This is a genomic window from Micromonospora sp. NPDC023966, assembly GCF_040639095.1.
Classification (GTDB): domain Bacteria; phylum Actinomycetota; class Actinomycetes; order Mycobacteriales; family Micromonosporaceae; genus Micromonospora.
The window spans coordinates 167,515-188,559 of record NZ_JBEZZJ010000012.1 but is presented as its reverse complement, the minus strand read 5'-3'; the positions used below and the strand labels follow the sequence as shown (position 1 = coordinate 188,559).

Here is a 21,045-nt window from a genome sequence, read left to right as displayed (position 1 = left end):
TCTCTCCCCCTGTTCGTGGTGCCCGCCGGCGGACCACCGGGCCGGGGGCGCGGACTCTGCTCCCGCGCCCCCGGGGCCGGTCAGGCGGCGGGCGCCTCCGCCGCCGCGAGGGTCACCGTGGCCTCGGCGCGGACGCCGTTGACGGTGACCGCGAGCAGCACCTGCGCGCCGGGGCGCAGCGCGGTCAGCCGGCCGGTCGCCGGGTCGAACCGGGCCACGTGCCAGGGCTTCACCCCGTCGGCGGCGCCGATGTGCAGGTTCGGCGAGCCGGACCAGTCGGCACTGACCGGGGCAGCCACCGGGACGGCGCGGCCGCCGGGCTGGGTGAGGGTGGCCGTGACGGCGGCCGGGGCACCGACCGTGACCTGGGCCGGCGCGGCCAGGGCGAGCCGGTCGACGTGGGCGTGGACTTCCGCCGCGATCCAGTCCGGCCCCTCGGCGAGCGTGTCCCGGCGGGCCTGCTCCGCCTCCTCCGGGGTCACCGGGTCGACGCCGAACTCGGTCCAGCCGGTGAAGCCGCCGAGCCCGGCCGGGGTGGACGGGTCCTTGCCCGAGTTGCCGTTGATCACGTACGGCACGCCGTCCACCCGGTCGGCGTGGAAGGTGCCGACGTGCCCGTTGACCATGAGCGCGCCCTTGCCGGTGCGGTGCTGGAAGTCGGCCAGCCACTGCTCCACGAGGGCCGCCTCCTTCCGGTCGCCGAGCTGGCTGGCCTTGGCCGGGCTGGGGTCGCGGGGCGGGTGGTGGAAGAGCACGGTGACCGAGCCGACCGCGGGATCGGCGGCCGCCGCGTCGAGCGTCTCCCGCAGCAGCTCCACCTGGTCGAACCCGCCGCCGCGCAGCGAGCCGGTGGCCGTGCTCAGCGTGACGAACCGGGTGCCCTGGTGGTCGAAGACCCGCGAGGTGTCCCCGAACACGCTCCGGAAGTTGCCGATCGGGGCGCCCATGATCTCGTGGTTGCCGGGCACGTAGTAGTAGGGCAGCTCGCCGCCCAGTTCCTCGTCCAGGATCCGCTTGGCCAGCGCGAAGTCCGCCGGGTAGGCAGTGTCCACGAAGTCCCCGTCGATGACCAGGAAGTCCGGCTTCGCCGCGCGGATCTCGCGGAGCGTGCGGCGGGCCTGGGCGACCAGGTCGCTGTCCGGGTTCGCGGCCACGAACTGGGCGTCGGACATGACCGCGAAGCGCCAGGGTGCGCCGTCCACCGTGCCGTCGCGCAGCACCACCCGGTCGGTGAAGTTCGGCTCCTCCGGCGCCTGCACCGTCGGGGGCACCCGGGCCACCAGGTCGTCGATGACCACCTCGCTCTTGTACTGCTTCGCCGGATCGGTCTCGGCCACGTAGAACCGGCGCACCCGCACCGGGTACTGCACGCCGGGCGGGACGGTGAACTCGACGTACCGCCAGCCGGTCCAGGTCAGGTAGGGGCCGCGCAGCACGAACTGGGTGTCCTGGGCGTCGTGCAGGTGCAGGCTGGGCCACTCGCCCGTGCCGTTGCCCTTGATCCAGATGCCGAACGCCTGCGGCTGGCCGGGCACCTCGATCCAGGCCGGCGGGTCGGCGTACGCGGCGCGGGTGCCGGTGGACTGGCTGAAGTCGTACGACATCTTCAGGCCGGTGCCGGTGTGCCCCTCGGCCGGGGCGACCGCGCCGCTGGCCCGGGCCTGGCTGAACTTCCAGGAGGCGGCGTCGTCGAAGCCGGCCACCGGCACGTCGGTGAGCCCGACGGTGACCGGGAGCACGGCGGTCCGCGCCCCGACCGCGACGGTGACCAGCGCGGAGCCGGTGCCGCCGAGCGCCTTGACGGAGAGGTTGCCGTCGGCGGTGGGCGTGACGGCGAGCAGGTCGTGGTCGTACTCCAGCTTCAGGTCGGCCGGCTCGACGGGCGCGGTGTTCCCCTCCGCGTCGTAGCCGACCACGCCGAACAGGCCGGTGTCGCCCTGCTGGTTGAGGCCGAGCCGGTCCACCGTGGAGTCGATGCGCTCCAGCGGGCCCAGCACGGTCAGGTCGAGCGTGCCGCTCGCCTCGCCGCGCCAGGCGGTGACGGTGCTGCGGCCGGGCCGGCCGGCCCGGAACACGCCGTCGTCCACGGTGCCCTGGGCGGCCGGGTTGGCGCGCCACTGGGGCGCGCCGGCGGCCGGCCCGTACGTCTCGTCGTAGCCCGCCGCGGTGAGCCGGCGGGTGAGGCCGGGGAAGACCCGGTCCGGCCGGCCGCCGCGGATCGGGGCGACGCCCGGCGCGGCGGTCGGGTCGCTCGCGGTCTCCAGCCAGTAGCCGGTGAGCCGGCCGCTGCCCTGCGGAGCGTAGATCGCCAGGCCGTTCGGCACCGGTCGCTCGCTGCCGTCCGAGGGGCTGTTCTCCACCTGGACCGCCGCCGCGCCCGGCTCCCGGGCCAGCAGCGTCGAGGAGCCGCCGCCGTCGAGGTTGAGCGCGCTCCACGCGCCCAGCTCGACCATCATCCGGCCCATCTCGGTCTGTGTGACGCCCCGGCTGTCCACCTGCCGGCCGTCCACGGTCAGCATGATCATTTTGCGCCCGTCGGCGGAGAACCCGACCGAGGTGCGCGGGGCCAGGCTCGCATCGGCGATGGTCTGCACCACGCCGTCGCCGACCAGCACGCTGCCGCCGCCGACCGCGGCGCGCGGGTTGCTCCCGTCGGACGGCTTCGGCCGCCAGGTCAGGTCGACCGGGTCGCCCGGGCGCAGCGCGGCGAGGGCGTCGGCGCCGGCCTCCCGGCCGAGCAGCACCGTGGTCCCGGCCGGGATCGGGCCCTCCCCCGCCGTGGTGGCCACGGTCGCGACCCGGCCGCCGGTCACCGTCACCTCGGCCACCCGCGCGGCGCCGTCCACGGCCCGCTTACGGGTGTACGACCCCCAGAGCGGGGTGAAGACGCCCACGCCGTCGCGCTGCACCATGTTGTTGAACTGGGTCAGCGGCACCGGCCCGGCGGGCAGGGTCGCGGTGCCCTCGAAGCCGACCTGGATGACCCGGCCGAGCCCTTCGGCGCTGATCGCGGCGGCGTTGGTGTGCCCGGCGACCGGCGACTGGACCAGTTCGCCGGAGCGGATGCCGATGCCCTGGGCGGCGCCGGAGTTGTTGATGTCGAAGAAGTCGCCGTTGACCGCGGCCACCGCCCGGGAACGGTCCACGGCGGCACGCAGCGGCTCGTCCCGGGTGACCGCCCCGGAGTTGACGTAGTCGACCGTCACGGCACCGGAGAGGTCGGCGGTGAGGGCGTCGGCCCGCAGCCAGCCGTCGGCGTCGTACCGGTCGAAGGAGGTCAGGTCGAGTCCGGGGGCGACCGGACGGGTGGTCTTCGCGGTCTCCAGGCCACCGGCCGGCTCCACGCCGGCGTCGCCGGCGAGGGCGACCGAGGAGTCGGGACGGGAGGAGGCGGCCGGGGCGTCCTCGGCCGGCGTGCGCGGCTCGGCCGGGGCCGCCGCCGCACCGGGCGGGACCGGAGCGGTGAGGGTGAGCAGCGGCGTCAGCAGCAGGACGCCGGCGAGACGGGCGGATCGACTGCGGATTCGCATGGACCACAGTCAACCCGAAACTGAATAGAAGTTTCAATACCCTGCGGCTTAACCGAAGAAAAACTTCACGCGCTCCCCGTCCCGGTACGCGAAGAGGGGCACGGCCCGCAGGCCGTGCCCCTCTGTTGGAGACGCTCAGATCACTCGCCCGGCGTGGACTTCGCGATCTGCATCAGGAACTCGATGTTCGTGCGGGACTGCTTGAGCCGGTCCAGCAGGAGGTCGAGCGCCGCCTGCGAGTCCAGCGAGTGCAGCACCTTGCGGAGCTTGTGGATGATCGCCAGCTCCTCCGGCGCGAGCAGGACCTCCTCCTTGCGGGTGCCGGAGGGGTTGATGTCGATCGCCGGGAAGACCCGCTTGTCGGCGATCTTCCGGTCCAGCTTCAGCTCGGCGTTGCCGGTGCCCTTGAACTCCTCGAAGATGACCGTGTCGGCCATCGAGCCGGTCTCCACCAGCGCGGTGGCGAGGATGGTCAGCGAGCCACCGTTCTCGATGTTCCGCGCCGCGCCCAGGAAGCGCTTCGGCGGGTAGAGCGCGGTGGAGTCGATACCACCCGACATGATCCGGCCGCTGGCCGGCGCCGCCAGGTTGTACGACCGACCGAGCCGGGTCACCGAGTCGAGCAGCACGACCACGTCGTGGCCCAGCTCGACCAGGCGCTTCGCCCGCTCGATCGCCAACTCCGCCACCGTGGTGTGGTCCTGCGGCGGACGGTCGAACGTGGCCGCGATGACCTCGCCCTTCACCGACCGCTGCATGTCGGTGACCTCTTCCGGCCGCTCGTCGACCAGCACCACCATCAGGTGACACTCCGGGTTGTTGCGGGTGATCGCGTTCGCGATCGCCTGCAGCACCATCGTCTTACCCGCCTTCGGCGGCGAGACGATCAGCGCCCGCTGGCCCTTGCCGATCGGCATCACCAGGTCGATGACCCGGGTGGTCAGCACGTTCGGCTCGGTCTCCAGCCGCAGCCGCTCCTGCGGGTACAGCGGAGTGAGCTTGTAGAACTCCGGCCGGCGCTTCGCCTCGTCCGGCTCCATCCCGTTGATGGTGTCGAGCCGGATCAGCGGGTTGTACTTGTCGCGCCGCTGCTCGCCCTCCCGGGCGGTGGCCCGCACGGCGCCGGTGATCGCGTCACCGCGGCGCAGGCCGTACTTCTTGATCTGGGACATCGAGACGTACACGTCGTTCGGGCCGGCCAGGTAGCCGGTGGTCCGGACGAAGGCGTAGTTGTCGAGCACGTCGATGATGCCGGCGACCGGGACGAGCACGTCGTCCTCGCCGACCTGCGGCTCGCGGCCGCCGTCGCCGCCCTCGGGGCGCTCGCGGCCGCCGCCGCGCCGGCGGTCGCGGAACCGGCTGCGCCGGCCGCGCCGGCCGCCGCCCTCGCCGTCGTCGTCGCCTTCGTCGTTGCGCTCGGCGCGCTGGCCCCGGTCGTTGCGGTCGCCCCGGTCACCCCGGTCGCTGCGCTCGTTGCGCTCGCCCCGGTCACCGCGCTCGCCACGCTCGTTGCGCTCGCCACGCTCGGCACGCTCGCCACGGTCGGCCCGCTCGCCACGGTCGGTGCGCTCGGCACGCTCGCCACCGCGCTCGGCCCGGTCAGCGCCGCGCTCGGCCCGCTCGCCGCCACGCTCGGCCCGCTCGCCACCGCGCTCGGCCCGCTCGCGGCCCCGGCCCTCGCCGCGCTCGGCCCGCTCGGCACGCTCGCCGGTCTCGGCGGGAGCCTCCTCGGCACGCGTCTCGGCCGGTCGCGCCTCGGCAGTCGTGCTGGCCGCCCGGCCCCGACGGCTGCGGGTGCGGCCCTCGGTCGCCTCGGCGGCCGGCGCCGGCTCGGCGCGCCGCTCGGTCTCGGCCCGCTCCTCGCGGACCTCGGCGTGCACCTCCTCGCGGGCGGGAGCGGCCGCGGCCGCAACCTCGGCCCGCGGTCGAGGGGTTCCGGCGGCGGCGCCGCCCTGCCGCTCGGTGATCGCACTGATCAGCTCGCCCTTGCGCATGCGAGCCGTACCGGAGATACCGAGCGACGCGGCCAGGCTCTGGAGCTCAGGCAGCAGCATCGCCGACAGGCCGGTACCGCTGCGCCGACGGCGTGTGGGGGCGGCAGTGGTGGCATCGCCAGCGACGTTGGAAACATCCGACGTCACGTCGGTGGTGTCGCTCAATGGATTCCTTCCCTCGATAGGCCGGGGCTGCCCGGAGTCGAAAACCAGGTGGCCGGGCGGCCTCGGTGCACCCGCCTCGCATGGACGCGTCGCGGGAGTCTGTGACACAGCAGCCGGTCGGTTTCCCGACTCACCAAGGTCGGTGAGCAGGTCTCGCCGTCTGCGGCGACCTGTGGAAACTGCGGTGCGGCGTGGGCCTTTGGCAGGGGTGACGGGCTGACCGCCGAGAGCTTCGGGGGTGCGCCGACCCGCAGGAGATCGCATGCTTCGCGGCTGTGCTAGGTGTAGAGCGTAATCAACTCTTCCGACCTGCGGCAACAGGGTCCCGCTCGGCGTGTCCAAGTCTACCCCGGGCGACCCGGGCACCGCTGACGTCTATCGGCAACTCCCACCGGCGCCAATCTGTTCCCGCCTCGAATCCCACGGAAACCTCGGACAGGGCCAGCACGGTCGGCCCCGCCCCACTGACCACAGCCGCCACACCGGCCTCACGCAGCGCGGCAACCAGGGCGGTGGTGGCCGGCATCCCCGCGGCCCGGTAGTCCTGGTGCAGCCGGTCGACGGTGGCCGGCAGCAGCAGCGCCGGGTCGGTGGTCAGCGCGTGCACCAGCAGCGCCGCCCGCCCCGCGTTCAGCGCCGCGTCCCCGTGCGGCACGGTGGCCGGCAGCGCGGCCCGGGCGACCGAGGTCAACCCGCGCTCGCCGGGCACGAAGACGGTGGGCCGGACGGTGTCCGCCACGGGCAGCGAGACCGCCCGGGCGCCGGTCGGCTCCGTCCAGGCCACCGTGAAGCCGCCGAGCAGGCAGGGCGCCACGTTGTCGGGGTGCCCCTCCAGCTCGGAGGCCAGCCGGAGCGCGGCGGCGTCGTCCAGCCGCGTCGCGCCGTCGGCAACCAGCGCCCGGGCCAGCAGCACCCCGGCCACGATGGCCGCCGAGGAGGACCCGAGGCCCCGGGCCTGCGGGATCCGGTTGACGCACTCCACGGCCAGCCCGGTCGGCTGCCCGCCGAGCGCGTCGAAGGCGGCCCGCATGGCGGTCACCACCAGATGCCGGTCGTCGTCGGGCAGCTCGCCGGCGCCCTCACCGGTCACCGCCACCCGTACGCCGCCGGCGGTCACCTCGGCCGCCACGTCGTCGTGCAGCCCGAGGGCCAGCCCGAGCGAGTCGAAGCCCGGGCCCAGGTTCGCGCTGGTCGCGGGCACCCGGACCCGGACGGGACCGGAGGTGAAAGTCATCGGCACCGGCTCATGCTAGGGCGCGGTGGCGACCCCGCGCCGGTTCGCCCGGACCGTGGGAACGACGTCCACCTCGGCGACCGTCCCGCGCCGCGGTCACGGGGTGCGGCTGGGCGCCGCCTCCTCGACCGGATCGGTGAGCGACAGCCGCCGGGTGGCGAACCGCCAGCCCACCGCGTAGACCAGCGTGACCAGGCCGCAGCCGGCCAGCACGGTGCGCTCGTCGACCGCATCGACCACCAGCGCCACGACCAGCTGGCTGATCGAGATGGCCAGCGTCGCCAGCATCATGTCGGTGGCGAAGACCCGGCCGCGCAACCGGTCCGGCACCTCGCCCTGGAGGGCGAAGTTGGAGAGCACCCAGTTGCTGCCGCCGCCCAGGTGGGCCAGGAAGACCAGCACCAGCACCAGCGGGAACCAGCCCACCACCGAGACGCCGAGGTAGGCCAGGCCGTAGAGGGACATGGACAGGGCGAGGCCGGTGAGCAGCCAGGCCCGGTTGCTGAGCACCCGGCGCATCAGGATCGGGCCGACCAGCGCGCCGGCGCCCCGGGAGGCGAAGAGCAGGCCGGTGCCGACCGCGCCGACCCCGTACAGCCCGGCGAGCAGCGGGAAGACGGTCAGCACGCCGTTGCCCAGGCCGACCGCCGACTTCACGGTGACCAGGGCGAGCACCCGTGGCCGGTGGGCGATGTAGCCCAGCGCCTCGCGGATCGCCGGCCAGGTGCGCGGGACGACCGCCGCCGGGTCGCGGGGGGCCTGCAACGGCCGGCGGATCAGCGCCGCCAGGCCCGCCGCCCCGGCCAGGGCCACCGCCGCCACCCAGAAGCTGGCGTACGGGCCGGCGGCGGCGCTGAGCATGCCGCCGAGCGAGGCGCCGACCACGGTCATGGTGCCCCAGGCCGAGCCGGCGATCGCGTTGCCGGCGGCCAGGTCGGCCGGGTCGAGCACGTTGGGCAGGGCGGCCTGGGCGGCCGGCGAGTAGAACGCCTTCGCCACCGCCACGGCGGCGATCGACACCAGCGCCAGCCAGGCCGTGCCGGCGCTGCGGACGCCGAGCAGCAGCAGGATGCCGGCCAGCGCGGCGAGGTTGGCCGCCATCATGATCTTCCGGCGGTCGAACCGGTCGGCGATCGTGCCGGTGTACGGGAGCAGCAGGGCGGTCATGCCGGTGTCCACGGCGAGCACCAGCGCGCCCCACACCCCGCTGCCGGTCAGCGCCGGCAGGAGCACCAGCAGCGGCACCATGACGAACCAGTCGGCGCCGAAGACCACCAGTTCGGCGAGGAAGAGGTTGCGGAAGTCGCGGTTGCGGACGAGGACCGAGACGGTGGGTGACACGCCGGAACCCTATCGGGCCGCTCCCAGGACGGCAGCGCGGCTCAGCAGGTCGGAGACGGTGACGAAGGTGTAGCCCCGGGCCCGCAGCCCGGTGATCCGCACGTCGGCCACGATGCGCCGGGCGTGCCCGGCCGGGTCGTCCGGGTACTCCCCTCGACCATCGCACTCAACGTACCCGTCCGCGGCGGCGGCCACCGTCCCCGGAACAGGGAGAGGGTGGCCGTCCGGCACGGGACGGCCACCCTCTCCGGGAGCTGGCGACTACTCCCCGGGCGGGAGCGGGGAGCGGCGGGTCTTCGGCAGGCGCAGCACCTCGAACTGGTCCGTACCGTCGACCAGCGCGGCCGACGGCACCGGGCGGGCCGGCGGCTCGGCGACCGGGGCGGCGGCCTCGGCCGGGCCCCCGACGGTCACCAGGGTCGGCGCCACCGGCTCGACGGACACCGGGGTGCCGCGCCGGCGGGCCCGGCGCTCCCGGAAGGACTCCTTGGTGCGCTCCACCATCGTGTAGAGCGTCGGCACCAGGATCAGCGTCAGCAGCGTCGAGCTGAGCAGTCCGCCGATCACCACGACGGCCAGCGGCTTGGAGATGAAGCCGCCCTCACCGGTCAGGCCGAATGCCATGGGCAGCAGCGCGAACACGGTGGCGACCGCGGTCATCAGGATCGGCCGGAGCCGGCGCCGGCCGCCCTCGACCACCGCCTCGGTCACGTCCATGCCCTGCCCGCGGTACTGGTTGATCAGGTCGAGCAGCACGATCGCGTTGGTCACCACGATGCCGACCAGCATGAGCACGCCGATCAGCGCCGGCACGCCCAGCGGGGTCCCGGTGAGCAGCAGCAACCCGATCGCGCCGGTCGCCGCGAACGGCACGGAGATCAGCAGGATCAGCGCCTGGGTCAGGCTGCGGAACGTGCCCACCATGATCAGGAAGACGATCGCGATCGCGGCCAGCACGGCCAGCCCCAGGTCGGCGAAGGCGTCGGCCTGGTCCGCGCTGACGCCGCCGATGACGAACGTCGCGCCCGGCACGTCCAGCGCGTCCAGCTTCTTCTGCAGCTCCTGGGTGGTGGCGCCGAGGTTCGAGCCGGTGGCCGAGCCGGTCACCGACACGCTCCGCTCACCGTCGATCCGGATCACCTGCTGCGGGCCCTCGACCTGGTTGACGTCGGCGATGTCGTCCAGCTTCACCCGGCCGACCGGCAGCGCCCGCAGCTCGGCCACGCTCAGCGGCGGCCGGGCCCCGGTGCTCAGCACCACGTTCTGCGGGGTGCCGTCCAGGGTGACCTGGCCGAGCGGCGCCCCCCGGTACGCCTGCGCGACGACCTGCCCGACCGCGGCCTCGGTCAGCCCGGCCCGGGCCGCGGCGACCCGGTCCACGGTCACCTCCACCCGCGGGACCCGGGTGGCCAGGCCGGTGGTGACGTCCTCGACGCCCGGCGTGCCGGCCATCGCGTCCCGCACGGCCTCGGCGGCCCGCGTCAGCGTCTCCTGGTCGGCGGCCTGCACGACCACCTCGAGCTGGTTGGCGCCGGCGTTCTGCCCGCCGCCGAAGGTCACCTCGCCCGCCTCCGGGCCGAGCGCGTCGAACTCCTTGCGCAGCTTCTCGCGGACCTCCGCCGCGTCGGTGTCGCCGGTGAGCGCCACCGACCAGGAGGCCTTGTCGTTGCCGCCGCCCGCCCACGGGTTGTCGCCGCCGCCCGCGCTGACCTGGTAGGTCGCGACCCCCGGCGTACGCCGAAGGATCTCCTCGACCCGCGCCGCGGCCTGGTCGGTGCCGGTCAGCCCGGTGCCCGCCGGCAGCTCCTGCTGGATGGCGAGGGTGTCCTGGCCCGAGTCGTCCAGGAAGTTGGTCTCCAGCTTCTGGGCCAGGCCGAAGGTGCCGAAGAGCACCAGCAGGCCCAGCGCCACGGTCGCCCAGCGGGTGCGCCGGGACCGGGTGGCGAAGCCGATCACCGGCAGGTACGCCCGCTGCAGCGGGCTGCGCAGCTCCTTCGCCGCGGCGGCGTGCCGGGCGGCGGCCTCGTCGACCCCACCGCGCGGCGGCCTGAGGAACCAGTACGCCAGCACCGGGATCACGGTCAGCGAGACCAGCAGCGAGGCGAGCAGGGCCACCGTCACGGTGATCGCGAACGGCGCGAAGAGCTGCCCGACGAAGCCGCCCACCAGGGCGATCGGCGCGAACACGGCGACCGTGGTGAGGGTGGAGGCGGTGACCGCGCCGGCCACCTCGCGGACCGCGGCCAGGATGGCGTCCCGCTTCGGCTCGCCGTACTCCAGGTGCCGCTTGATGTTCTCCAGCACCACGATCGAGTCGTCGACCACCCGGCCGACGGCGATGGTCAGCGCGCCGAGGGTGAGCAGGTTCAGCGAGTAGTCACCGGCCCAGAGCACGATCAGCGCGACCAGCACCGACAGCGGGATGGAGACCGCGGTGACCACGGTGGAACGGACCGAGAGCAGGAAGACCAGGATCACCACGACCGCCATCAGCAGGCCGAGCAGGCCCTCGGTGGTGAGGCTCTCGATGGACCGCTCGACGAACGGAGCCTGGTCGAAGACCACGGTCAGGTCGGCGCCGGAGGCGGCCTCCAGCTCGGCCAGGCGGTCGCGGATGTCGTGCGAGATCCCCACCGCGTTGCCGTCCGGCGAGGCGGTGACGGCGATGCCGAGGCTGGGCTTGCCGTTGGTGCGGGTGAAGGCGGTGGCTGGGGCGAGCTGCTGCTCCACCCGGGCCACGTCGCCGAGGCGTACCGGGGCGGCGGGGGCGGTGCTGAGCACGATCCCGCGCAGGTCGTCCACGGTGCGGATCGGGGTGCCGACCTGCACCGGCAGCGAGCGGCCGCCGTCGGTCACCGCGCCGGCCGGCACCGCCACGCCGTTGGTCTTCAGCGCCTGGGCGATCGCGGTCGGAGCCAGCCGGGCCGCGGCCAGCTTCGCCGGGTCGGGAACGATCGTCACGACCTGGTCGCGGGCGCCGGTCACGTCGACGGTGCGGACCCCGTCCAGCCCCTCCAGCTCGGGTACGACGGTGGTGCGCAGCTTCTCGGCCAGGGCCTGCTCGTCGCCGCCGCCGGTCGCGGCGACCACCACGGCGGGCAGGTCGTCGGTGCTGCCGGCGATCACCTGCGGATCGACGCCCTCGGGGAGCTGGGCGTCGATCCGGCTCAGCGCGGTCTGCATCTTGTTGACCACGTCGTCCAGGTCGGTGCCGAACGCGTACTGCACCTGGACCGTCGCGGCGCCCTCGCGCGAGGTCGAGGTGACCTTCTCCAGCCCCGGGATGCCCTGGAGGCTGTTCTCGATCGGCTCGGCGACCTGGGACTCGACGATCTCCGGCGCGGCGCCCGGGTACGGCGCCACGATGAACGCGGCGGGGAACTCCAGCGACGGCAGCAGCTGCTGCTTCAGCGACGGCACGGCGAACGCCCCGAACGCCGTGGTCACCAGCGCGATGAGGGCGATCAGGCCCCGGTTGGCGAGACTGAATCTGGCGAGCAGCGACATCGGCGTTACCCACTCCGGGAAAGGGGTGTACGGGGTGCCCAGAGTCTGCCGCACGCGATCACGCTCCCACGCACTGCCCCGGCCGGCGTGACGGCGCCCGCTCCGGCCCGGCGCGGGCCGGTCAGACCAGGTCGAGGGAGCGGGCGGCGGCGAGGGCGTCGTTGGCGATCGTCACCGGGGCGGGCGCCGTGGAGATGGCCCACTCCGGGTCCTTGAGGCCGTGACCGGTCACCGTGCAGACCACGGTGCCGCCGGCCGGCACCCGGCCGGCGGCGGCCTGCTGGAGCAGGCCGGCCACGCTGGCCGCGCTGCCCAGCTCGACGAAGACCCCGACCTCGCGGGCCAGCAGCCGGTACGCCGAGAGGATCTCCCGGTCGGTGACCGCCGAGATCAGCCCGCCCGAGGCGTCCCGGGCGTCGATCGCCTTGGTCCAGCTCGCCGGGTTGCCGATCCGGATCGCGGTGGCGATGGTGGACGGCTCCGGCACCACCTGCCCGGTGACGATCGGGGCCGCGCCGGCCGCCTGGAACCCATACATCTTCGGGGCCTTCGTGGCGTTGCCGTCGCGCAGGTCCTCCGAGTAGCCCATCCAGTAGGCGGAGATGTTGCCCGCGTTGCCCACCGGCAGGCAGTGGATGTCGGGTGCGTCGCCGAGCGCCTCGACGATCTCGAACGCGGCGGTCTTCTGCCCGTGCAGCCGGTCGATGTTGACCGAGTTGACCAGCGCGACCGGGTAGTCCTGGGCGAGCTTGCCGGCCAGCGCCAGGCAGTCGTCGAAGTTGCCCTGCACCTGGAGCAGCTTCGCGCCGTGCACCAGCGCCTGGGCCAGCTTGCCCAGCGCGATCTTGCCCTGCGGCACCAGCACCGCGCAGGTGATCCCGGCGCGGGCCGCGTACGCGGCGGCGGAGGCGCTGGTGTTGCCGGTGGAGGCGCAGATGATCGCCTTGTCACCGGCCTCGACCGCCTTGGAGACGGCGACCGTCATGCCCCGGTCCTTGAACGAGCCGGTCGGGTTCGCCCCCTCGACCTTGAGCCACACCTCGGCGCCGACCCGGGCGGAGAGCACCGGCGCCGGCAGCAGCGGCGTGTTCCCCTCGTGCAGGGTGACGACGGGAGTCGCGTCGGTGACCGGCAGCCGGTCCCGGTACGTCTCGATCAGACCCCGCCACATGTCGCCCTCCTCGCCTCTGCCGCCCCGGTCGCGCGGGGGCTCCTACCAGCGTGGACCAGCCTTCCCGACCGGCCGCCGGCACACCTCCCCTTAACCATCAGGCGGGACGGGCGGCTACGCCCCGCCCTCGACCCGCAGCACGCTCGTCACCGAGCGGACGATGTCCAGACCGCGCAGCTCGCCGACGGTGGCCGCGAGCGCGGCATCCGGCGCCACGTGGGTCACGATGACCAGCTCGGCGTCGGGGCCGCCACCGGCCGGGCCCTGCCGCACGGTGGCGATGGAGACCTCCTGCCGGGCGAAGACCCCGGCCACCGCCTCGAGCACACCCGGCCGGTCGGCCACGTCCAGGCTGATGTGGTAGCGGGTGAGCGCCTCGCCCATCGGCCGCACCGCCAGGTCCGCGTACGCCGACTCGCTGGCCGCGTGCACCCCGGCGAGGCGGTTGCGGGCCACCGCCACCACGTCGCCGAGGACCGCGCTGGCGGTCGGCGCGCCGCCGGCGCCCCGGCCGTAGAACATCAGCTGCCCGGCCGCCTCGGCCTCGACGAAGACCGCGTTGAACGCGTCGCCGACGCCGGCCAGCGGGTGGGTCAGCGGGATCATCGCCGGGTGCACCCGGACGCTGACCGTCTCGCGGCCCGCCGCGTCGGCGCCCCGGGCGGCGATGCAGAGCAGCTTGATGGTGCAGCCCATGGCCTTGGCGCTGGCCACGTCGGCGGCGGTCACCTCGGTGATCCCCTCGCGGTGCACGTCGGCGGCCGTGACCCGGGTGTGGAACGCCAGCGAGGCGAGGATGGCGGCCTTGGCCGCCGCGTCGAAGCCCTCCACGTCGGCCGTCGGGTCGGCCTCGGCGTAGCCCAGCTCGGTGGCCTCCTCGAGGGCCTCGGCGAAGCCGGCGCCGGTGGCGTCCATGGCGGAGAGGATGAAGTTGGTGGTGCCGTTGACGATGCCGGTGACCCGGTTGATCCGGTCTCCGTGCAGCGACTCGCGCAGCGGGCGCAGCAACGGGATGGCCCCGGCGACGCTGGCCTCGTAGTAGAGGTCCGCGCCACCCTCGGCGGCCGCGTCGTGCAGGGTCGCGCCGTCCTCGGCGAGCAGCGCCTTGTTGGCGGTGACCACGCTCTTGCCGGCGCGCAGCGCCTCGACCAGCCAGGTGCGGGCCGGCTCGATCCCGCCGACGACCTCCACCACCACGTCCACGTCGTCCCGCTTGATCAGGCCGAGCGGGTCGCTGGTGAACAGGGCGGGGTCGACCGGCAGGTCGCCGCGGTCCCGGCCGACCCGGCGGACGGCGATGCCGGCGATCTCCACCGGGGCGCCGATCCGGGCGGCGAGGTCGGCCGACTGCTCGTGCAGCAGCCGCACCACGTCGCTGCCCACCGTGCCGCAGCCGAGCAGCGCCAAGCGAACGGGTGAGGTCATCCCACATCCAATGCGAGCAGGTCGTCTTCGGTCTCCCGGCGGACGATCAGCCGGGCGCGACCGTCGCGGACGGCGACGACCGGGGGCCGCGGGACATGGTTGTAGTTGCTGGCCATGCTCCGGCAGTAGGCCCCGGTGCCGGGCACCGCGACAAGATCTCCGGGCTGCACGTCGGCGGGCAGGAATTCATCCTTCACCACGATGTCCCCGGACTCACAGTGCTTTCCCACCACGCGGGCGAGCATCGGCTCCGCGGCCGAGACCCGGTTGGCCACCGTCGCCGAGTAGGACGCGTCGTAGAGGGCGGTGCGGATGTTGTCGCTCATCCCCCCGTCGACGCTCACGTAGGTGCGGATGCCGTCGACGTCCTTCACCGTGCCGACCTCGTAGAGGGTGAACACGGCGGGTCCGACGATGGCCCGGCCCGGCTCGATGGACAGGTGCGGCACGGCCAGCTTCTCCGCCGCGCACTCCCCGTCGACGATCTTGCGCAACCGCTTGGCGAGCTCGTGCGGCGCGGCCGGGTCGTCCTGGGTGGTGTAGGCGATGCCGAAGCCACCGCCGAGGTCCAGCTCGGGTAGCTCCACCCCGCGCGCGTCGCGGATCTGCGCCTGGAGGGCGAGCACCCGGCGGGCGGAGACCTCGAAGCCGCTGGCGTCGAAGATCTGCGAGCCGATGTGCGAGTGCAGCCCGCGCAGCTCCAGCACGCCCTCGTCGAGGATCTTGAAGGCGGCCGCCGCGGCCGCCCCGCCCGCGAGGGAGAAGCCGAACTTCTGGTCCTCGTGCGCGGTGGCGATGAACTCGTGGGTGTGCGCCTCCACGCCGACGGTCACCCGGATCAGCACCTTCGGGCTCACCCCGCGCTCGCGGGCCAGCGCGGTGAGCCGGTCGATCTCGGCGAACGAGTCGACGATGATCCGGCCCACCCCGGCGTCCACGGCCCGGGTCAGCTCGGCCACGGACTTGTTGTTGCCGTGGAACCCGATCCGCTCGGGCGGCATCCCGGCCGACAGCGCGGTGGCCAGCTCGCCTCCGGTGCAGACGTCGAGGAACAGGCCCTCCTCGGCGATCATCCGGACCACCGCGCGGCAGAGGAACGCCTTGCCGGCGTAGTAGACGTCGGCGTCCGGGAAGGCGGCCCGGAACTCGCGGCAGCGCGAGCGCAGGTCGTCCTCGTCCAGCACGTACACCGGGGTGCCGAACTCGGCGGCCAGCTCGCGGACGTCCAGGCCGGCGACCGCCAGCGCGCCGCCCGCGCCGCGCGCCACGTTGCGCGGCCACAGCAGCGGGACCAGGTCGTTGACGTCGACCGGGGTACGCAGCCAGGCCGGCCCCCGGTTGCCGATGTCGCCGTGCAGGGCACCGGCCTCGTGCGCGCGCATTACATCCGCTCCGGGGCCGAGACGCCGAGCAGGCGCAGGCCGTTGGCGATGACCACCCGGGTGGCGTCGTTCAGCCAGAGCCGGGCCCGGTGCAGGTCGGTGACCTCCTCGTCGCCGCGGGGCAGGATCCGGCAGTTGTCGTAGAACCGGTGGTAGGCCTGCGCCAGGTCCTCCAGGTAGTGCGAGAGCCGGTGCGGGGCGCGCAGCTCGGCCGCGGCGGCCACCACCGACGGGAACGCGGCCAGCTCCTTGAGCAGCTCGTTCTCCTTCTCGTGGGAGAGCAGCTCGGCGTGGAAGTCGGCGGCCTCGCCCCGGGTCAGCCCGACCTCGGCGGCGTTGCGCCCGACGCTGGCCGTCCGGGCGGCGACGTACTGCACGTAGTAGACCGGGTTGTCGCGGGTGGCCCGGGTCCACAGCTCCACGTCGATGTCGATCGGGGAGTCGCTGGAGTAGCGGGCCAGCGCGTACCGGGAGGCGTCCACGCCGATCGCGTCGACCAGGTCCTCCAGGGTGACCACGGTGCCGGCCCGCTTGCTCATCCGCACCGGGGCGCCGTCGCGGAGCAGGTTGACCAGCTGACCGATGAGGATCTCGAGGTTGCGGTCCGGGTCGTCGCCGAAGCAGGCGGCCATGGCCTTCATCCGGCCGATGTAGCCGTGGTGGTCGGCCCCCAGCATGATCACCACGCGCTCGAAGCCGCGCTCGCGCTTGTCCAGGTAGTAGGCGCAGTCGGCGGCGAAGTAGGTCCACTCGCCGTTGGACTTGCGCAGCACCCGGTCCTTGTCGTCGCCGAAGTAGGTGGTGCGCAGCCAGGTCGCGCCCTCGGACTCGTAGAGGTGGCCCTGCTCACGCAGCCGGTCGAGCGCCTTGTCCAGCTCGCCCCGCTCGTGCAGGTCCTTCTCGTTGAAGTAGGTGTCGAACTCGACGCCGAAGTCGCGCAGCGACGACTTGATCTCGGCGAACATCAGCTCGACGCCCTCGACCCGGAACACCTCCTGGGCGGCGCGCTCGGCCAGGTCCAGCACCTCGGGCCGGCGCTTGACCACCTCGGCCGCGATCTCCGCGATGTACGCGCCGCCGTAGCCGTCCTCCGGGGCCGGCTGGCCCTGGGCGGCGGCGAGCAGCGAGCGGGCGAACCGGTCGATCTGGGAGCCGGCGTCGTTGAAGTAGTACTCGGTGCCGACGTCGGCGCCGGTGGCGCGGAGCAGCCGGCTGAGCGCGTCGCCGACCGCCGCCCAGCGGACCCCGCCGATGTGCACCGGGCCGGTCGGGTTCGCCGAGACGAACTCCAGGTTGATCCGCTGGCCGGCGAGGGTGTCGCTGCGGCCGTACGCCGGGCCGGCCTCGACGATGACCTTGGCGAGCTGGCCGGCGGCGGCCGCGTCGAGCCGGATGTTCAGGAAGCCCGGGCCGGCGATCTCCACCGACTTGATCCCCGCAGCCCTGCCGAGCTGGTCGGCGAGCGCGGCGGCCAGGTCCCGCGGGGGCACCCCGACCTTCTTGCTGAGCTGCAGCGCCAGCGTCGAGGCGTAGTCGCCGTGCTCGGGGTTGCGGGGTCGCTCGACGGTGGTCTGCGCGGGCAGCGCGGAGCGATCCAGGCCCCGGTCCTCGAAGACGGCGTGGGCTGCGGCGAGGACGACCTCGGCGAGTTCTGCGGGAGTCACCGAACCATGTTATCGGGGGTAGACTCGGTCCCCGCGGCGGCGACCCAGCATGTGAACCGGCCCGCGGCTCCCCTGACCGACCGACCTGACGAGGCACGATGAGCATCAGCACCCCGGGCGGCCCAGAGCGCCGCCCGACCGTGGTCAGCACCGGCAAGAAGCCGGCCGCCGGCCGGCCCGCGGCTGCCGACAAGCCCGCCGACGGCAAGGCGGGGGCCGGCAAGGGCGCCACGCGGCAGACCGGCGGCAAGGGCCGCAAGCCGGTCACCCCGGTGAAGGTGAGCCAGGGTCGCTCCTGGGGTCCGATCGCCCTGTTCGTCGCGGTTGGCGTGCTTGCCGTCGGCATCATCGGCGTCGGCGCGTGGGCGGTCTACCGGGGCTCGCAGCCCTGGCAGGACCGGGCCGACGCGATCAACGGCATCGTCGACTTCCGCAAGAAGGACAAGGACCTGGTCAAGGGCGGCCAGCACCAGCCGGGCCCGATCAAGTACGACGTCCTCCCGCCGGTCGGTGGCCCGCACAACCAGGCCTGGCAGAACTGCATGGGCGACGTCTACGACGCCCCGATCGCCAACGAGCACGCGGTGCACAGCCTGGAGCACGGCACGGTCTGGATCACCTACCGCCCCGACCTGCCCGCCGACCAGGTGGCGAAGCTCAAGGCCAAGGTGCAGGGCAAGGAGAAGCTGATGCTCAGCCCGTTCGAGGGGCTGGACAAGCCGATCTCGCTGCAGGCCTGGGGCTTCCAGCTCAAGGTCGACAACGCCGACGACAGCCGGATCGACGAGTTCATCAAGACCCTTCGGGTGAACGCCTCGGTCGAGGGCCCGACCGCGCTCTGCGACCAGGGCGTCACCGCCACCGGCACCACCCCGCGGGACAACCTCGGCAACAACATGCCCGAGCAGCCGACGCAGTGAGGACGCCGCGATGACCGCTCCGGTGACCGCGGACACCGAGCGCGACGAGGCCCCGGCCGACGAGGGTGGCCGGCCGGGCGTGCGCCGCTTCGGCGTCCTGGCCCTGGCCGCCGCCGTCGTGGTCGGGCTCCTCCTCGGGTACGCGGGCGGCCTGCTCACCCCGACGCTCACCCGCCCCGGCGAGAACTCGCCGGAGGCGGGCTTCGCCCGGGACATGACCGCCCACCACTCGCAGGCGGTGGCGATGGGCCTGCTGGCGTTCCGGCAGGGCCAGGACCCGGAGGTGCGGCAGATCGGCGGCGACATCGCCACCGGCCAGCAGGGCGAGATCGGCACCATGCAGACCTGGCTGCGGTCGTGGCAGCTGGACCCGACCGGCGACCGGCCGCCGATGGCTTGGATGCCGGAGGGCGCGGGCGCGGTGAAGAACGGGCTGATGCCCGGCATGGCCACGCCGGAGGAGATGGCGAAGCTGCGGGCGGCCACCGGGCACGAGTTCGACGTGCTGTTCCTGCAGATGATGATCCGGCACCACGTCGGCGGGGTGCACATGATCGACGGGATCCTCGACCAGGGGCACGACGACGACGTGCTGGCGGTCGCCCAGGTCATGAAGAACACCCAGCAGACCGACCTGGCCAACCTGTCGGCGGCGCTCAAGCGCCTCGGCGGCAGCCTGTAGCACCCGTTCGGACCGAAGGGCCCGCGTCATGCGCGACGCGGGCCTTTCGCGTACCCAGACCCCGATGACGCCCGTTATGCCGGTTTGTAACGTTTTGGGTTGAACAACCCATTGCACGGCTTGGAGACTTTTCTCCATACATATCGTGACCAGTTGCGATTCGGGCTCGTTGCGCAGGACGTGGGGGTTGCACTCAGAGACGCAGGGCGGTCGGTGACCAGCTGGTGCCGACGCCACACCATCGGCGGTGACGGGGCGGTGGCAGCCGTCCGTCGCGGACTGCGGCAGGGCGAGCCGGGAACGCTCAGTCGCGAACAGGAACTCGAACTGATCGACGTGCTGCGGGGCGTCCACCCCGACGAGTTCGGCCTGGACGAGGAGCTCTGGACGCGACAGAGCCTGACCACCCTGATCGAGCGCAAGTTCGAGCTGACCATGGACGCCGGCACCGTCGGGGCGTACCTGCGGGCCTGGGGGTTAGGTCCGCGGGAGCCCCGGGAGCGGGCCTGCGGGCTCTGCGTCGGCGCGGTCGAGCGCTGGGTACGCAGCGAGTACCCGACGATCACCCGGGCCGCCCAGGAGCACGCCGCGGAGGTCTACTGGATCGGCCGGGTACGCCTGCGCGGCACCATGCCGGCGGCCGACGTGATCTCCGCGGTCTCGTCCCGCGGCCGGGTCCGCTTCATGATCACGACTCCCACGGTCGACCCGCCGCTCCCCCGCGACTTCGTGCTGCGGCTCAGCGGCGCCGAGGAGCGCACGGTGCACCTGATCGTCGACGGTTCCTGGCCGCGCAACGAGTGGCCCCGCCGCCTGCCCCGGCGGATCGTGCTGCACCCGCTGCCGAGCTGCGGTCGTCCCGTGGCCGCCGCCTGATCCGCGACAATCGGCGCGCGGGTGCCGATTCGGTGTTCCGGGAAGGCGTTTGCTACTCTTCTCGGGTCGCTGAGCCCCCGTAGCTCAGGGGATAGAGCACCGCCCTCCGGAGGCGGGGGCGCAGGTTCGAATCCTGCCGGGGGCACAGACACGAAGAAGCCCGGGCCGCTGGCCCGGGCTTCTTCGCATGTCAGCCGGCCTCGCGGCGGGCCTTCGCGCGGCGCTTCCCCTCGTGCATGGCCTGCACCCGGGCCACCGGGATGGCCCGCCCCTCGGCAACCAGCTCCTCCGGGAGCCGCTGCGGCGCCGGCAGCGCCTCCGCCCACGGGTCCCGGTCGCCGAGCAGCGCCGGCACCGTCCGCACGGTGAACTCGGCCGGCGTCACCGCCTCGACATCGGCCCAGCCGACCGGGTACGACACCGTCGTGCCGGGCCGGATCCGCGGGCTGTACGCGGCCACCACCGTGGCCCCGTACGACCGGGTGGAGTCGACGAAGACGCGGCCGCCCCGGTCCTGGACGATGAAGGCGGTGGTGGCCAGGGCCGGGTCGAGCCGTTCGGCGCGGGCGGCGAGGGCCCGGGTCGCCGCGGCGGCCTCCTCGGCGGTGGTCGCCGGGTCCACCGGCACGATGACGTGCAGGCCCTTGGCCCCGCTGGTCTTCACCGCCCCGCTCAGCCCGGCGTCGGTCAGCGCCTGCCGGACCAGCAGCGCGGTGCGGGCCGCCATGCCGAACGAGTCGCCCGGCGGCGGGTCCAGGTCGAGCACCAGGTGGGTGGGGTGCTCGGGATGGCCGGCGTGGCCGAGCGTCGGGTGGTACTCGACCGCCCGCTGGTTGGCGAACCAGAGCAGGGTCCGCCGGTCGTCGCAGAGGGCGTACGAGATGCTGCGGTGCGAGGCCTCCGCCCAGACCGAGGTGCGGCGCACCCAGTCCGGCGTGTACTTCGGCAGGTTCTTCTGCATGAACGGGTCCTGGCCGGGCCGTACCCGGACCACCGACAGCGGCCGGTCCCGCAACCCGGGCAGGATCCGCTCGTGGACCGCGTCCAGGTAGTCGACCAGGTCGCGCTTGGTGGCCCCGGCCCCGTCGAACAGCGGCTGGTCCAGGTTGGTCAGCGACACCCCGTCCCGGGTCTCGTCAGCGGCGCCCATCCGC

At 73.7% G+C, this 21,045-nt stretch carries 14 protein-coding genes and 1 tRNA gene; 4 read left to right on the top strand and 11 right to left on the bottom strand.

Annotation, left to right across the window (positions count from 1 at the left end; translation table 11 throughout):
* Positions 1 to 80: 80 nt before the first annotated feature.
* From AB0F68_RS18320 to argS, 10 genes are all read right to left on the bottom strand, one after another.
* A complete protein-coding gene (locus AB0F68_RS18320; protein WP_357339295.1) occupies positions 81 to 3,530 on the bottom strand; it encodes a phosphodiester glycosidase family protein in 3,450 nt (1,149 codons plus the stop codon).
* A 140-nt stretch (positions 3,531 to 3,670) separates the two neighbouring features.
* Positions 3,671 to 5,689, bottom strand: coding sequence for a transcription termination factor Rho (gene rho / locus AB0F68_RS18315; protein WP_357339293.1), 2,019 nt, complete (start codon positions 5,687 to 5,689; stop codon positions 3,671 to 3,673).
* A 295-nt stretch (positions 5,690 to 5,984) separates the two neighbouring features.
* Positions 5,985 to 6,923 (bottom strand): homoserine kinase, encoded by a 939-nt coding sequence (thrB, locus tag AB0F68_RS18310; RefSeq protein ID WP_357339363.1) that lies wholly within the window; start codon positions 6,921 to 6,923, stop codon positions 5,985 to 5,987.
* A 96-nt stretch (positions 6,924 to 7,019) separates the two neighbouring features.
* Positions 7,020 to 8,264, bottom strand: coding sequence for an MFS transporter (locus AB0F68_RS18305; protein ID WP_357339291.1), 1,245 nt, complete (start codon positions 8,262 to 8,264; stop codon positions 7,020 to 7,022).
* Positions 8,265 to 8,273: 9 nt separating this feature from the next.
* Entirely contained in the window at positions 8,274 to 8,459 is a 186-nt protein-coding gene (locus AB0F68_RS18300; protein WP_357339289.1) for a hypothetical protein, read from the bottom strand.
* Positions 8,460 to 8,525: 66 nt separating this feature from the next.
* Positions 8,526 to 11,771 (bottom strand): efflux RND transporter permease subunit, encoded by a 3,246-nt coding sequence (locus AB0F68_RS18295; protein ID WP_357339355.1) that lies wholly within the window; start codon positions 11,769 to 11,771, stop codon positions 8,526 to 8,528.
* A 121-nt stretch (positions 11,772 to 11,892) separates the two neighbouring features.
* Positions 11,893 to 12,942: a threonine synthase gene (gene thrC, locus AB0F68_RS18290; RefSeq protein ID WP_357339287.1), complete on the bottom strand. Its 1,050-nt coding sequence runs from the start codon at positions 12,940 to 12,942 to the stop codon at positions 11,893 to 11,895.
* Positions 12,943 to 13,056: 114 nt separating this feature from the next.
* Positions 13,057 to 14,367, bottom strand: coding sequence for a homoserine dehydrogenase (locus AB0F68_RS18285; RefSeq protein ID WP_357339285.1), 1,311 nt, complete (start codon positions 14,365 to 14,367; stop codon positions 13,057 to 13,059).
* Positions 14,364 to 15,749, bottom strand: coding sequence for a diaminopimelate decarboxylase (gene lysA, locus AB0F68_RS18280; protein ID WP_357339283.1), 1,386 nt, complete (start codon positions 15,747 to 15,749; stop codon positions 14,364 to 14,366). The genes AB0F68_RS18285 and lysA overlap by 4 nt, the downstream gene beginning before the upstream one ends.
* A complete protein-coding gene (gene argS, locus AB0F68_RS18275) occupies positions 15,749 to 17,413 on the bottom strand; it encodes an arginine--tRNA ligase (RefSeq protein ID WP_357339281.1) in 1,665 nt (554 codons plus the stop codon). Before argS ends, lysA begins: the two co-directional genes overlap by 1 nt.
* 98 nt (positions 17,414 to 17,511) lie before the next feature.
* On the opposite strand from argS, the gene AB0F68_RS18270 reads away from it, so the two are divergent.
* From AB0F68_RS18270 to AB0F68_RS18255, 4 genes are all read left to right on the top strand, one after another.
* Positions 17,512 to 18,333: a DUF3105 domain-containing protein gene (locus AB0F68_RS18270; protein ID WP_357339279.1), complete on the top strand. Its 822-nt coding sequence runs from the start codon at positions 17,512 to 17,514 to the stop codon at positions 18,331 to 18,333.
* A 10-nt stretch (positions 18,334 to 18,343) separates the two neighbouring features.
* Positions 18,344 to 19,015 carry a DUF305 domain-containing protein gene (locus tag AB0F68_RS18265; RefSeq protein WP_357339277.1) on the top strand — a complete coding sequence of 224 codons (672 nt, stop codon included), beginning with the start codon at positions 18,344 to 18,346 and terminating at the stop codon, positions 19,013 to 19,015.
* Positions 19,016 to 19,195: 180 nt separating this feature from the next.
* Entirely contained in the window at positions 19,196 to 19,891 is a 696-nt protein-coding gene (locus tag AB0F68_RS18260; protein ID WP_357339350.1) for a winged helix-turn-helix domain-containing protein, read from the top strand.
* Between the two features lie 73 nt (positions 19,892 to 19,964).
* Positions 19,965 to 20,036 (top strand) — tRNA-Arg (locus AB0F68_RS18255).
* A 45-nt stretch (positions 20,037 to 20,081) separates the two neighbouring features.
* Here the strand turns inward: AB0F68_RS18255 and ligD are convergent.
* Entirely contained in the window at positions 20,082 to 21,041 is a 960-nt protein-coding gene (gene ligD / locus AB0F68_RS18250) for a non-homologous end-joining DNA ligase (protein ID WP_357339275.1), read from the bottom strand.
* Positions 21,042 to 21,045: the final 4 nt, after the last annotated feature.